Source organism: Pseudomonas umsongensis, from assembly GCF_002236105.1.
Lineage (GTDB): Bacteria > Pseudomonadota > Gammaproteobacteria > Pseudomonadales > Pseudomonadaceae > Aquipseudomonas > Aquipseudomonas umsongensis.
Window position 1 is genome coordinate 1,482,424 of sequence record NZ_NIWU01000001.1, and the last position, 14,385, is coordinate 1,496,808.

Annotated in this window: 11 protein-coding genes; all 11 read right to left on the reverse strand. The window is 58.6% G+C overall.

All coding sequences use genetic code 11. The annotated features are described in order from the left end of the window. Positions 1 to 6 precede the first annotated feature (6 nt). Entirely contained in the window at positions 7 to 2,118 is a 2,112-nt protein-coding gene (locus PSUM_RS06520) for a hybrid sensor histidine kinase/response regulator (RefSeq protein ID WP_080725303.1), read from the reverse strand. 151 nt (positions 2,119 to 2,269) lie between these two features. Further along, positions 2,270 to 4,039, reverse strand: a complete 1,770-nt coding sequence (tssF, locus tag PSUM_RS06525; protein WP_033041244.1) for a type VI secretion system baseplate subunit TssF — start codon at positions 4,037 to 4,039, stop codon at positions 2,270 to 2,272. A gap of 55 nt (positions 4,040 to 4,094) precedes the next feature. Continuing rightward, positions 4,095 to 7,244, reverse strand: a complete 3,150-nt coding sequence (locus PSUM_RS06530; protein WP_231989926.1) for an ImcF-related family protein — start codon at positions 7,242 to 7,244, stop codon at positions 4,095 to 4,097. 229 nt (positions 7,245 to 7,473) lie between these two features. After that, positions 7,474 to 8,466 carry a hypothetical protein gene (locus PSUM_RS06535; protein ID WP_042955213.1) on the reverse strand — a complete coding sequence of 331 codons (993 nt, stop codon included), beginning with the start codon at positions 8,464 to 8,466 and terminating at the stop codon, positions 7,474 to 7,476. A 158-nt stretch (positions 8,467 to 8,624) separates the two neighbouring features. Then, positions 8,625 to 8,888 carry a PAAR domain-containing protein gene (locus PSUM_RS06540; RefSeq protein WP_083349232.1) on the reverse strand — a complete coding sequence of 88 codons (264 nt, stop codon included), beginning with the start codon at positions 8,886 to 8,888 and terminating at the stop codon, positions 8,625 to 8,627. Next, on the reverse strand, positions 8,888 to 11,242 hold the full coding sequence (locus PSUM_RS06545) for a T6SS phospholipase effector Tle1-like catalytic domain-containing protein (protein ID WP_083349233.1): 2,355 nt from the start codon (positions 11,240 to 11,242) through the stop codon (positions 8,888 to 8,890). Before PSUM_RS06545 ends, PSUM_RS06540 begins: the two co-directional genes overlap by 1 nt. After that, entirely contained in the window at positions 11,230 to 11,736 is a 507-nt protein-coding gene (gene tli1a / locus PSUM_RS06550; protein ID WP_083349234.1) for a Tli1a family immunity protein, read from the reverse strand. The genes PSUM_RS06545 and tli1a (PSUM_RS06550) overlap by 13 nt, the downstream gene beginning before the upstream one ends. Before the next feature lie 61 nt (positions 11,737 to 11,797). Further along, positions 11,798 to 12,307, reverse strand: coding sequence for a Tli1a family immunity protein (gene tli1a, locus PSUM_RS06555; RefSeq protein WP_083349235.1), 510 nt, complete (start codon positions 12,305 to 12,307; stop codon positions 11,798 to 11,800). Between the two features lie 61 nt (positions 12,308 to 12,368). After that, entirely contained in the window at positions 12,369 to 12,878 is a 510-nt protein-coding gene (gene tli1a / locus PSUM_RS06560; protein WP_083349236.1) for a Tli1a family immunity protein, read from the reverse strand. A 61-nt stretch (positions 12,879 to 12,939) separates the two neighbouring features. Continuing rightward, the gene (gene tli1a / locus PSUM_RS06565) at positions 12,940 to 13,449 is read right to left on the reverse strand and encodes a Tli1a family immunity protein (protein ID WP_231989916.1); all 510 of its coding nucleotides are present in this window, start codon (positions 13,447 to 13,449) and stop codon (positions 12,940 to 12,942) included. A gap of 186 nt (positions 13,450 to 13,635) precedes the next feature. Further along, on the reverse strand, positions 13,636 to 14,385 hold the full coding sequence (tla1, locus tag PSUM_RS06570) for a toxin Tle1 chaperone Tla1 (RefSeq protein ID WP_020795448.1): 750 nt from the start codon (positions 14,383 to 14,385) through the stop codon (positions 13,636 to 13,638).

The window sequence follows — 14,385 nt, forward strand, 5'->3', positions numbered from 1 at the left end:
AAATGTTTAGCCGTTGAGTACGGTACGAATCGTCCGGGTCAGCGCTTGCGGCCCATAGGGCTTGCTCAGCAAATGGGTATCCGGGCTCAGCTGATGATTGCGAGAGATAATGTCACGGGTGTGGCCCGAGGTGAACAACACCGCCACCGGGGGATTCTGTACCTTGGCCCATGCCGCCAGATCCGAGCTTTTTATCAGCCCGGGCATGACCACGTCGGTGAAGATCAAGTCCACCGCCGCCCCCTCCAGCAACATCTGCATGGCCGCGTCGGCATTGGCGGCGGTGAGCACCTGATAGCCCTCTTCGCGCAGCAGCTCCACGGTTGAAACGCGCACTGCCTCATTGTCCTCGACCACCAGGATCCGCTCGTTCGCGCCCCGTTGCAGCACATCGGCACTGGGTAGTTCACTGTCCATCGAGCGCAGGTTGCGCGCAAAATACATCTGCACCCGGGTGCCCTGCCCAACGACGCTGGCCATCTCGATATGTCCGCCACTCTGCTTGACGAAACCGAACACCATGCTCAAGCCCAGTCCTGTGCCATGGCCATCGGGCTTGGTGGTGAAAAACGGCTCGAACGCCTGCCCAAGCACTTGCGGCGACATGCCCAGGCCACTGTCCGCAACCGTGACCCGCACGTAGTCACCGGCAACGATGCCCTTGCCCAGGCAGAACCCGCGGTCGAGAGTGATATTCTCGGCGCTGAGTTCAATCGTGCCCTCGCCCTCCATGGCATCACGGGCATTGATCATCAGGTTGAGGATGGCGTTTTCCAGCTGGTTGCGATCGACGAAGACCGACCAGGGGTCAACCGGGGTGCTCATGTGAACATGGATGGTTTCCCCCAGCGCACGCTGCAACAGTTCACCCAGGCCATCGAAAATCTGCTGCGCCGTGCAAACCGCCGGAGACAAGGGCTGGCGCCGGGCAAACGCGAGCAACTGCGAGGACAGTTTTGCGCCGCGCTCAACCGCGGCAATGGACGCATTGACCCGGCGCTGCACGTTGGCATTGTCCGGTTCATGACGGGCGAGCAAGTGCAGATTTCCGGCAATCACTTGCAGCAGATTATTGAAGTCGTGGGCCACGCCGCCGGTCAGGCCGCCGATGGCCTCTAGCTTCTGTGACTGGCGCAGTTGCTCTTCTGCCGCCAGTCGCGCTTCGACTTCGTCGGCCACGCGCTGCTCCAGGTTGCGGGTAAACCTGAGCAAGGACTCTTCCGCGGATTTGCGTTCGTGGATGTCGATCAACACGCCGGGGAAACGAAAGGCCTGGCCCTGCTCATCGAATTCGCAGCAGCCGCTGGCGAGCACCCACAGGTAGCTGCCGTCGGGACGTAGCACCCGGTACTCGGCGTTATACGGCACACCGGTCTGTATCGATTGCCTGACTTGTTCCTCAACCCAACTGCGATCATCGGGATGGATATGGGCTTGTGCGAGGTCCTGGGGCAAATTGTCCAGGCTTTGCCCTGGGGGAAAGGAAAACGTGCGGGCGAAGCGTTCATCGCCGCTGAGGGTATTGGCCTTGAGATCCCAGACGAATGAGCCGAGCAAGGCTCCGGCATTGAGTGCCAGGCGTACCCGCTCGTTGTCGGCGCGGTAGGCATTTTCCGCTGCCTGGCGCAGACGTTCGGAAATCACGAATTCGGTGGTGTCGACCACCATCGCCATAACGCCGGCAGGATGCCCGTCATCATCGGCAACCGGGCTGTAGTAAAGGTCCAGCCAGACGTCTTCGGGCACGCCGTCGCGCAGCAACACCAGCTGTTTGTTACGGTAGGACAAGGTCCCCCCCGCCAGGCAGGTGTCGACCACATGCCGGTTGAAGTCGGCGACTTCCGGCCAACCCAGCTCCACCGCGCAACCCAGCAGGTAGGGATGGCGCCCGCCGGCAAATATCGAATAGGCGTCGTTGTAGATCATGTAGCCGGCCCGGCCCCAGAGCATCACCATCGGCAGCGGCGAGGCGAGCATCAGCTGTACCGCGCTGCACAGGCTCCTGGACCAGTTCTCCAGGCTCCCAAGCTCAGTCCGGCTCCAGTCGAACGCACGAATGCGCCCGGCCATTTCGCCGTTCCAGCCGGCACACCCGTGGTTATCTTCTAGAAACGGCATCGACTCGCTCTGCGCCCCGGTAACTGCACCCGTTTGTTTCGAGCTTCGCGGATGACAATGGTTTCATAGAGGGTAGCTGATTCTCGCGGTCTATCTGGAACGACCGAAATCTGTGGCTGGCAAACCCCTCTGTGGAAGAGAGCCCGGGCGTTCAACCGGGAATACGTTGACTGTGATTCTCGGGCCATCGCAGACATTTTCCAGAAGGTTGAAGGATCAGCGTGAGCTGGTTGAACAGGTGGATATCGGCGTACAAACCGAAGAAGCGATGGAGCATCTCGCCAAACAGGCTGATGTCACCTTCGCCGGAAAAACCGTTGGCATCCAGTGTGACTTCGATGTCGACACCGCGCAGCAGAAAGCCTTTTTCAAAACGCTGCAGGAGGTGGTGCCTGACCTCGACGATGGCCGCCAGGCGCCGCCGGTTCAGTTCGTCGTCCGTCCAGTCATACAACGCCAGTGTGCCACGCAATACTTCAGCATTGTCGAGCATCGGCAGGAAGTTTGAGCCCAGGTGGCTGAGCACTCGCCAGTGGAAGCGGTCGCGGTTCGGCGGGTAACACGGCAATGTGGGTGCGCACAGATTGCGCACCTGCAAACCGATCTTTGAGGTTTGTGCCAGCGTATCGAGCAGTGTGCCTTGCAACGCATTGCGCGGAAGCTGGCCATGGGTGCCGGTCAGGCGCAGCGAAAGGCTTTGGTTCACGTCTAGCCGGTCCTTGTCAAATCCGTCGCCGCCGAGGATCAGCCAGGTGTCATGCAGGCCATTGGTGCCTCGTTTCAAGCGGGTATGGAAATAACGCTCGGGCATCTCATCCCGCAACATGCCGCCCTTGTGGCGGAAACTGCTGAACGGTATGTAGTCCTGGCGGTCGCCATTACTCGACGTAGTGACCTGATCCACCGAATAGATTTCGGTATGACCGTCCTGCAAACGCATGGGGCGAAGCAAGTAGTCGGTTTGTAGCGGCTGCAGTGCCAGCGGGTCGGACTCCAGTGTGAACGCATTGATCACCGGCACCGCATGCAAGCGAATGTGCCCGGTGCTCAGGTTGAACGCTTGCGGCCACGGTTCGCGTAACACCACCTCCAGTTCGAACCATAGATCGCCTGGCTTGATGAGCACAAGCTCCAGTCCACACAGGGTGACGAACATGAACTTCTCGCGGAAGGTGAAATACTCAAGCAACAGCTGATAGCCGCTGAAAGCGCTGTCGCCCTTGGGCCACAATCGATCGTCATCGGCGAACCCCTTGGGCGAAAAATAACCGTCCAGCAGAGTACGACCCGACTGGTCAGGCAGGCGTACATACAAGGCTTGAGCGTTCAGGGTCAGTGCCTGGTGCAGCGCACTGGCCAGCGATGCGTCGGCATTGAGGTACAGCGGCAGGCGACTCAGGTCCATCTCGTTCCAGGTGCTCATCGCTCCGCGGGCGAAGCGCAAGCGCAGCACTGAACGCCCGTCCGGCTCGTGGGCCAGACGCACAGACTCCAGGGCGAGTGGCCGCAGTGTCAGGTCCTGGGTGGTGGTGTATCGGCAACGGGTGCGCTGCACACCGATGGGCTGCGACAGCACTTCAAAACCAGTTTCGATCAACTCGTTGCGCTTCATCTTCCCCAGCTCCGGTGCCAACTCGACTATCGAGAGCGACGGAATGGTGCGCAGGTAATGCGGCCACAACAGACTGACCAGGCCTTCGGTCAGCTCCGGCAGGTCATCGTCAAGCTTTTCGCGCAAGCGTCCCATCAGGAAGGCAAAACCCTCGAACAGGCGTTCCACAGACGGGTCACGAGCGCCCTGCTTGTCCAGATTCAGTTGCGCCGCCCGGTCTGGAAAGGCTTCGGCAAACTCCTTGCCAGCCTCACGCAGATAGCGCATCTCGGCGTCGAAGTAATGCAGTGTCAGATTGTCCTTGCTCATAAAAAGATTCCTGAGTCGCGCTCGCCAAGGCATCGGGCAAACAATTTGTGCATTGTCATTTTTTAAACCTCCCGTTTTGTGCTGCCGCCGCCCCTTCAGCCAGGAAGATCTGCGCCGGCAACTTAAAGCCGCGCAACTTCAGCAACGCCATCGGCCCCGCCCCCAGTTCGGTGCGTAAATACCAGGTCAGGCCAATGCCATCGGGCGCCTTGAGCACCACGCGAAAACGGCTGTCGCCGTCGTCCAGCGGCGTGACCTGGGCTTGTTCCAGCAGGCGGATCAGGCCCCAGGTGCCCGCGTAGTCGCCGAACAGCCGTTCGTTGGCCTGCACGCTGGTCCAGGTCAGGCTCGCGCCGGGGTATTGGCTGCGACCCGGCCAGTTGAAGCGCTGCCAGCTTTCCTTCTGGTTGAAGTACTCGTGTTTCTCGCCGTTGAGGGTGAAGGTGGTTTGCACCACGTCGCGCACCGGTTTGCCTTGCAACTCGAAGCTCAGGCCCATGCCTCCGTCGGTAAACAGCACGTCGGCCAGGTGGCTGAGCTGGTTGATCGCCGTGAGAAACTGCGGATTGAAACGCAGGCCCTGGCTGTGCTGGGCGTCGGCTACCCAGCGGCTGCCCTCCTTGCGCAGCAAGCCGCCCAGTTCGCGCTGCAGGAATTGCTCAAGGCGCCCGGAGTCGGCGCGGATCATCTGCCCGAGCATCGGCAGCGAGGCATCGCTGGCGGTGACCGCGAAGGGGTAGCGCCCGGTGAACGCTTCGTGCCATTCGCTGACGATCGCCCGTTGCCACTGGCGGTTGAGGCTGCTGGCCGAGGGTTGCAGGACCCGCTGCCAGGCCTGCTCCAGTGGCTGCACGAACAGGGTCTGGCCGATACCGCCCCACTCCGCCCCGAGGCTGGCGGCGAGCTGGCTGCCGTAGGCGCGGGTGTCGGTGAGGTCGATGCTTTTGCCCTGGAACACCGTCTGCGCCAGGGTCTGGGTCATGTCCTGCGGGTCGGCGGCGTGGTTCACCTGTTGCAGGGTCAGGCGGGTGCGCGTGACCTGGTTGAGGAAGGCTTGCAGGCTCAGGCGCTCGTTATCGCTCTGGCCTTCGGGGGTCTTGCCGAGCAGGGCCAGCAGCGGACCGAAGGTGGCGTCCAAGGGGCCTTTGGGGCCCTGCTGCGCCTGCTCGATCAACGGCGCCGGCGCCTGGGCGATCAGCTTCTGCGCCGAGCTGATCAGCGAGTCGGCCAACGCCTGGCTGCGGGTGCCGGCCTGGCCCTGGTAGGCCAGGGTGTTCATCAGCGCGATCAGCGGCGACTGGCGCACGTCGCTCATCAGGGTCAGCTGGTCGATCACCTCGCCGAGGTTGTTGGCCGGCTGCCAGCGCAGGCGGTTGAGGAACTTCAGCCAGGCGCTGGCGTAGTCCTGGAAGTAGCGCCGGGTCAGGCGTTCGCGCAGCATGTCCGGGGTCAACTCGGCGGCGATGTCGCCCGGCCGGTCGCTGAGCACCCAGTCGATTTCCTCACGCCGCGCCTCGGCGACGGCCTCGATCGCCGGGCGCACCTGGCCCTCCCAGGCCTGGCGGGTAAACACCCCCGGCACGCTGGCCGGGCTGACGAACAACGCTCGCGCCTCGGTGTCGCCGACCATCTGCGCCAGATTTAACGCCGGGTAATGATTGGCCGAGGCGTCGAGCACCTGGCGGTACAGGCTGGCTTCGGCATTGCGCTGACCCAACTGGCCGAGCAGCAGCTGGCGCACCTGGGCCACCAGCTGCGGATCGGCCGGCATCCCCCACTGCGGATGCGCCGCCAACTGCTCGCCATAGAACTGCCAGAGCAGCGGCGACAAGCCGTGCCACAGCCCCGGCGAAACCCCGTCGGCGCTCGGTTCGAGCGAGCCCATCACTTTGACCAGAAAACTCGCATCGGCTTTTTCCGGCCGCGCCAGCATCAGGTAAGCCTTGAGTTGTTCGTAGGCCTGGGGCGCGCGCTTGAGGCGTTCGGGGCTGTCGGCGGGCAACTGGATCAGGGCAGTGAGTTGTTGTTGCAGGCTGGCCAGCGCCGGGTCGCGCAGCAGGCGCTGGTTGGCCTCGACGTAGGCGGGCCAGAGCAGTTGCAGCAGTTCTGTGTTCTTGTTCAGGCCGAAGCGCTGGTACCAGGGCGTGCCGTGGGTGGCGCGGTAATCCAGGCGGCCGAGTTCGCGGGTCAGTTCGTTGAGGGCGAGGAATTGTTCGTCGCGGGTGGCTGAGTGTTGCAAGGTCGCCAGGGAGGTTTGCACCTGGGCGATGTGTACGCGGTTGCTGACGAAGGACAGCATCATCCCGGCGCCCCAGGCCAGAGTCAGGGCGAGCATCAGGGTTTGCGCGATGCGGGTCGCGGGCCAGCCGAGGCGCTCAGGGCGAACCCTTTTGTCATCGAGCACGCCGTCCCAGGGTGGTGTGGCGTGCCAAAGGTTATCCGTATTTTCTTTAGTTTCTTGACCCCCCTGCACCGGCAGGCTGAACCACAACCCGCGTAACGGCACGCCACGGTCGAACACCCGGAACAACGGCGCAAGAACTTGCCGCCAACGGGCAATGCCCTCGGCCTGCAAATCGCGGGACAGACGCAGCAGGAAGTCATGGTTCATCGCGCCCCGTATCTGCACCCAACCACCGTCGCGCAGGGGTTGCACCAGGCTCTCCAGCCCGCTTTCCAAGGCCAGCGGCGTCACCTGTGACGGTAGCCAACAACCGATGGCCTGGGTCTGGCGCTTGTTCTGTTCCCATCCACTGTCGCAGACCTGCCACAGGTGCAGCGGCAACTGCCAGCGCAATTGGCGCGCCAGGTCTTGCAGGTGACGCACACCGGCGTCCATCGCGCTGGCGTCCATGCTCTGCTCTTTGTTCAAGGCCCAGATCACGCCGTCGAGACCGCGCCAGCGGCTCAGGCCTTGCCACGAGCTGAAGCGGCCATCAGCGAATTTGGTTTGGGTGCTGCCGCCCCAGAGCAGAACGGTGTCGTGGCCGGCGAGCCATTTTTTATCTTTCAGGTTGGGGGCGATGGCGGCGATTTGAGCGGGTTCGCCGACGACCAGCAGCAGGCGGATTTTGCGGCGCCAAAGGAAACCGTGATTTTCGTGCAGGTGTTCCTTTAACTTAGCGACCCATGAATCGTCGTCCGGAACGGGCTCTTTGCTGAATGGCGAAATCGGCGCATCAACAGCCGCGCCCGTCACGCGCATCGCCCGTGCCACCGCCAATCGATCCCAGGCGAGCAATATCACCGGGCAGAACCAGCACAAGGCAAACCAGCTTCCACCCCCCCACAGCGCCAACGATTTGAGGGGCAGCCTTGGCCAGCCGAAGTACTCGTGGGTCTAGTCGTACAGCAGACAACCGAACACCACCACGACCGTCACGACCAGCAGATAGCCCAATCCCACCTTGATCAGAGAGCCTTCGCTCGCTTGCTTATTCATTGCCATGAGGCACCGCCATTCCAATAGCCAATCGATCGTTTCCGTCCTGACTCAGCCAACCACAAGGTTGTCCGGCCTCCTTTGCCTGCAACAACGCCAGGGACATGCCGATGAAAGGCGCCAATTGCGCCAACACGCCCCAGTACCCGGACAATTGATGTTCGCCAGACTGCCAGCCACCTTTCAGGAAAGTGCCCTGGCTGGTTTTATCCAGCGCCAGGCAATCGGGCGGTGCTGCGTCCAACCCGGCATAGCGCTGGATCTGTACACAGAGCTCAGCGGGCGACTCGTCGAGCTCACTCAACAAGTACTCGCCCCTGTGCAATAACTGGCGACCCTGGTGGCTCACCAGCCAGAGAAATCCAGCTTCACCGGGAAGATCCGGCTCGCCAGCGCTCTGCACCGAGACCACCCCGGCGCAAAGCAACCAATCCGCCTCATCGCGACAGTCGTGATGAAACGCATCAATGAGCGTGTCCAGATCGGCCAGGTCATCCAAAGGCATGCGCGCTTCGGGCAACACCACGTCGCCCTTGGCCACGGCCTTCAAGTACGCACTTTGACTGGCCTCATCCCCGATCCACGCAATCCCGCGCAACGACGGCCAGCGTTGTTTCAACTCGGGGAGTTCAAGCGTCATCCTGGCCAGGCGCCGGGCCAATGCTGGCGCACGCTCACTGGACGAACCCAGCGACACCGGGCAGCGCAACATGCGCTGTGTAGCGCCGTCGGGCTTCGATGGCTTGGGGGCGGGAACACCGGCCATCAAGCCGTTGTAATGTATTTGCTCATCGCCCACGGGCCCCAGGAGCAGCACGTGTTCCACCGGCAAACCCAAGCGGCGACGTCCCCACCAACGCTGCACCGCAGCCTCCACCGTGCGTCGATACACATCGCGGTTAAACAGGCAGATTTGCCACCCCAACACGCGCAGCGCTAGGGCCAACACCCAGCAAAAAGGCATGACTGCACTCCACATCCACAGTTCTCCCCTTGGCTGCTCCTCTGGCCATAACGACAACAAAACCGCCGACTGCAACCCCCAGAGCAACAGCAAAACCAGCCACCAACGGCGCCAATGCGGTTCATGCGGTTCATGCGGTTCATGCGGTTCGACAAGGTCCGGGTATTGCGGCGCGCGGTTCATGGCGCCACGACCATGAACGAAGCCGCAAGCGAGCTGACCAGGGTGCAACCGCAATCACACTCATACCCGTGCAGGGCCACGAGCCTGCCGTCCATGATCGCCACCGAGGTACCCTCCGCGATGCGCGTCATGCCGTGCAAATCGCAGCGAGCCTGATCCCCCACGCAGGCAACCGGCTGGCCGAATGCCTCGTAGTGACCTTCAAGCACTTCACCGCCGAAAGGGCTCATCGAGTCCCCCATGCGTACCAGAGGCAACATCAGACGACCTCCCCGGTGAGTTCGAACAGACTGCCGGCCTCGCGCAGAAAGGCGGTGGTGCGGTCGATGCGTTGCGCATAGTCTTCCTGGGCAATCTGTTGCTTCAGCTCAGCCGCCACCTGGCCAATATGCGCCGTCGGCTTCAGCAACTGCGCGGCCTCCGGCAGGAACGGCAGCGCAACACCGCGCGCCTTGTCGATCACTTGATAGCCGATGCTGGCGCCACCGATGCCCGCGACCACCCCACCAACCCCGCCCAGCGCCCCACCCCGCTTAATGCCGTACACCGTTGCGCCGGCCAGCATCGCAACGCCCAGTATTCGCCCGGCCACTACCACCGGTGACAGGTCCCGGCTGTTGTCATTGCCGAAATACGTCATGCGATAGAAGAAGTAGCCCGCCCATATCTCACGCGATCCCAACGCGTCATGCATGAACCAGGCGCGTGAGTCGTGTACCTGGTCATCGAACAGCGCGACCACCAGCGCCATGCGCAGGTCCTTGCTGGGCGTGCCCCGGGCATCGCTGAACAATTGTTTGGTGCGCCGTTCACCTGCCGCCTTGATCGCAGCGTGGTCCTGCAACTCATCGTTTTCGTTGAGCAGATAGATGGCGTCGCGCAACAGCACATCGGTGATCGTGCCGACCGCACTGGTCTGCTGACGGTCGAAGCCCTTGTAGTCGCGCTTGAACTCCGCCGCCGCCTGGCTGAGCTGGGTCTTGTCGATCTGCGTTTCATAGATAGGCGGGCCGGGGTGGTTCGTCGCCGCCGCGGGCGTTTTCAGCCGATTGGCCAAAATGATTTTTTTCTGTTTTTCATAGGCCTCGCGTTGATCACTGGTGTCGAACACAGTGACTTCATTGGCCTGGATGAAGAACGGCTGATGTTTGTAGCTGTCGTTGTTCTGCAACGGGTCATCGGCGTACCGACCGATGCGCCAACCGGTGATCCAGCCCAGTTGATCGGCCAGGGTTTCTTCCAAGGTGATGCCGAGTTGCTGTGGTTTGTACTCCCAGGGTTTTGTGTGGGTGGGGGTGTCGGTGGTGATGCCTGGGAGGGTGTGGCGCCAGGCGTTGAAGCGTTCGATTGTTTGCTGACTAACCACAAACTCTGACAAGGTTTGCGGCCCCATTTCGCGCCATGCCTTATATGGCTCTAATGTTTTTGGTAGCACCGTTTCCGGCACCTGCAACGGCGCGCCGGCGGCGAAGGCTTCGGCATACATGTCGTGCAGGGCAATTTGCGATACCAGTTCATCCGTACCACCGCGAGCCTTGCCCTGGTCATTCTGCGGATAACCACCCCCAACATCAGAATGCACACCGGGGTACACCACTTCATAGGTATGGAGCGGGTACTGACCGTCCTCGTTGCGGATCGAGTCCAGCGGAAAACACGAGCGCTGCTCGAAGGCCGCGACGAAGTGCCGGCAGCATTTGACGAATTTAGGAAATTTCGCGGCGTCAGGTAACAACTGACTGTCATCGGCCCAGTCCATGTGACCCGCAAAAAAAGGCGCCGCATGGGCGATGCCGACCGAGGCGACGGTGTCTAGCACACCGAGAAATTCGATGCTGACCGGCAAGCCGATCAGACGTTGCTCAGGAAGCTGGGCCCCGGTCGGGGTGTCGAACAACTGGCTCAGCCAGTTCACGAAAGTACGAGCTTCCGCCGCCCCGCGCGAGAATCCGTACACGTACAGTTTGACTGCCAATACTTTAGGCTGCAGGGACTTTTCTTTACAGGCCTCCAAGGGGCCCAAAAGCCCATGCATGACTCGTCGTCGTTTGCCTTCCCCCAGGCCGCTCATCAGCGGTGCCTGCCAGGTGCTCATGGCATTGACTGCTTTTTTCCTGTCGGCTTTGGACAACTCTTTCTTAGTTAATGCAAACCTCAGCGCATGGGCCAATGACACCAATGCCCAATTGATGCGATCTTCACCACCCGTCGCATACCTCAGCCCCTCCGCGCTGTAATCCAGTTCGCCAATTTCGGGAAAGGGAGTACCTACACCAGGCATGTAAATAGAAAAAAAGCCCTCTTTTTCTGCCTGTTCACCCCTGAGCGACGCATGAAAAAGCTTGGCAATATTACTGGGGTGGTTTTTCTTGGTATCGTTATCTTCATTATTGTTAGTACCATCGAAAAACAAACTGATATGCAAACTTTGAACGCATTCGAACCGCTGGGACCTCCCTTTGGAGTTGACCTGTTGATGGTGACTGTCTTCCTCGGCAGTTTGCTTGTCGCAGTTGCAAGTCACCGTAAGAACTTCCCCCGGCAAACGCCCTACCACGGGAAAAGCGGGCGGTGCCCAGACCTTAGCACTCAGATTATTTTTTACTTCGGACATACAGCTGGCTCCTTCATCCGCTTAGGTTCTTTAATAGGGTTATTGGGTGACCCGTACCCCCAGCACGAAGTTGTAACTTTTATTTGATTGCAACTTAAAAAATGCACACTCAAACCACAAGAGTCCGTACCTTGCCACTCGGGGATATCCACCGTGGCGCTGTAGTGCTTATATTTAGCTTTATGTTCCAATTGAGCCAGCCGATATCCCTCTGGATCAGATGGCCACTTCGAGTACGCAAATTGATCGGTATCCACCTCCCACTCAATGTAAGCCTTTAAACCAGGCCTCCATTTAATTGGCATGACAATACAGCAAGAACTTCCGCCGCCACCGTATGCTCTATAACCATTGACTGAAAACCAATTGATCGCATGCAAGGTATGGTTAACCGCTTTTAGATTCCCTCCCGCCATTTCGTTGTCCGCTGTGGAGCATCCAACCAACGTCAACACAAACACACCCAACAACCATCGAACCCAGGTTACTTTCATTGTCGATCCCCCAACACCGGAAAGATGGGCGATATCCAGACCTTAACGCTCGAGTTAATTTTTACTTCGGGCATACGGATGGCTCCTTCATTCCCATAGGTACTCTGATCGGATAACTAGGTGAACTGGGTGCCCAGCAAGAAGTCGTAACCTTTACCTGGTTACAGGTGAAAAAATGCACTTTAAGATCACATGACTCCACTCCCGGCCACTCTGGAATATCCACCTTGGTGCTGTAACGTTTAAAATTCGCTTCATGCGCAGCCCACGCATCTTCATCGAACCCATACCCAGTAGTTTTTCTTTTTATTTTTGCAAACGGTTCCGGGTCAACTTCCCATTCAATATGCGCCTTCAAGCCAGGACGCCATTTAGTCGGCATGATAATGCAGCAAGAACGTCCCCCACCCCCGTCGGCCCGGTAACCATTCACCGAGAGCCAATTGATATTGCTCAGCGTATGATTAACCGCTTGTATATTTCCTCCCGCCATTTCGTTATCCGCTGTGGAACATCCAACCAACATCAACACAAACACACCCAACAACCATCGAACCCAGGTTATTTTCATTGTCGATTCCCCAGCACCGGAAAGACGGGCGATATCCAGACCTTAGCCCTCAAGTTAATTTTTACTTCGGGCATACGGAAGGCTCCTTCATTCCCATAGGTACTCTGATCGGATAATTAGGTGAACTGGGTGCCCAGCAAGAAGTCGTAACCTCTACCTGGTTACAGGTGAAAAAATGCACCTTAAGATCGCATGACTCCGTTCCTGGCCACTCTGGAATATCTACGACCGCGGCGTACCGTCGATAATTGGCGGAGTGTTTAGCATACGCATCTCGAAATTCTATAGAAGTAACGGATGGCAATTTTGCATGAGGCTCAGGATCAAGTTCCCATTCAATATTAGCCTTCAAACCAGGACGCCATTTCGTAGGCATAATAATGCAGCAAGAACGTCCCCCACCCCCGTCGGCCCGATAACCATTCACCGAGAGCCAATTGATATTGCTTAGCGTATGATTAACCGCTTGTATATTTCCTCCTGCCATTTCGTTATCCGCCGTGGAACATCCAACCAACACCAACACCAACACAAACACACCCAACAACCATCGAACCCAGGTTATTTTCATTGTCGATTCCCCAGCACCGGAAAGACGGGCGATATCCAGACCTTAGCCCTCGAGTTAATTTTTACTGCGGGCATACGGATGGCTCCTTCATCCCCGTAGGTACTTTTATCGGATAATTAGGTGAACTGGGTGCCCAGCAAGAAGTCGTAACCTTTACTTGGTTACAGGTGAAAAAATGCACCTTAAGATCGCACGACTCCGTTCCTGGCCACTCTGGAATTTCCACGACAGTGCTGTAGCGCTGATAGTTGGCCTTATGCTTAGCTTGAGCCACTCTATAGCCATCAGTCCCTAGCGGCGGCCATTTAGAATAAGCATAAGGATCAGTATCAACTTCCCATTCAATATGCGCCTTCAAACCAGGACGCCATTTCGTAGGCATAATAATGCAGCAAGAACGTCCCCCACCCCCATCAGCCCGATAGCCATTCACCGAGAGCCAATTGATATTGTTCAGCGTATGATTAACCGCTTGTATATTCCCTCCCGCCATTTCGTTGTCCGCCGTGGAACATCCCACCAACGCCAATCCAAATAAACCCAACAACCATATCGCCCACATTGTTTTCATTGTCATCTCCATCACCGACCATTCCCTGATTTCAGTTCAGGCTGTATGGGAAAATCCCGAATGAGCGTCTCTCCCATGAAACCGGACGATAAAAGTTATACCTGGCCCATATCCTGGTCGTTCGTTTTGCGAATACCCTCCGCCGACATCGGAATGCATACCGAGGTGCACCATTTCATAGTCAGCTCAAAGTCGTTGGCGCGCGTACTCGACTATATTGCCAAAGTAATTCTCTCGACTTGCTTGCATGGCAATCGTGTACAACATCTCAAAACGTCTTTCCTTGCTATCGTCCAGATAATCAAACTCAACGCGCACCAGAAGTTTCTGGGCATCACTAATACATCCGATCATTTCGCATTGTTCATCATTAAGTTCCACGCAGGGTTCGACTTCGATGCTGCTCTGTTTCGTCAAGCAATTGCTTTGTAGCCATTGCGGCTGGTCGTCGCGATCAAGCCAACCCCAAAAGCAAGCGACTCGCAGGAACTCGGCGCGCTGTTCGGTGGTGAGGATGGAATTCACCAGCACGGGAAAGATTCGCGGATCGTAGAAACGCAACAAGCCAGCTTGTCCACCCCACTGCAGTTGGGACAGGGCTCGCAAGGCATGACTCAGTTCTTCAAACGGCAGGTTCGAAATCAGAACCATCAGGCGAGCATCTGCTGCGCAGTGCTCGATGAGTTCTTCCAGCCAAGCCTTGTGCTGCCAAATAGTCAGGTCCAGGCGCATCAACAGCGGTGCCTGGTCCAGCAGGTTTTCCTCTGGTGTACCGGTGAACAATGAGAACCAAGGCACCTTGGGACTCAATTGCTGCAGCCCGGGAACAGCGCATTTGCTCCACGTGGCTTGATCGAGCAAAAGATCAACTTCCTGTACTTCCGTTCTGGCGCACACCTGCTCGATCTGCTCCAGCCATGGGATAGGCAATTTCAT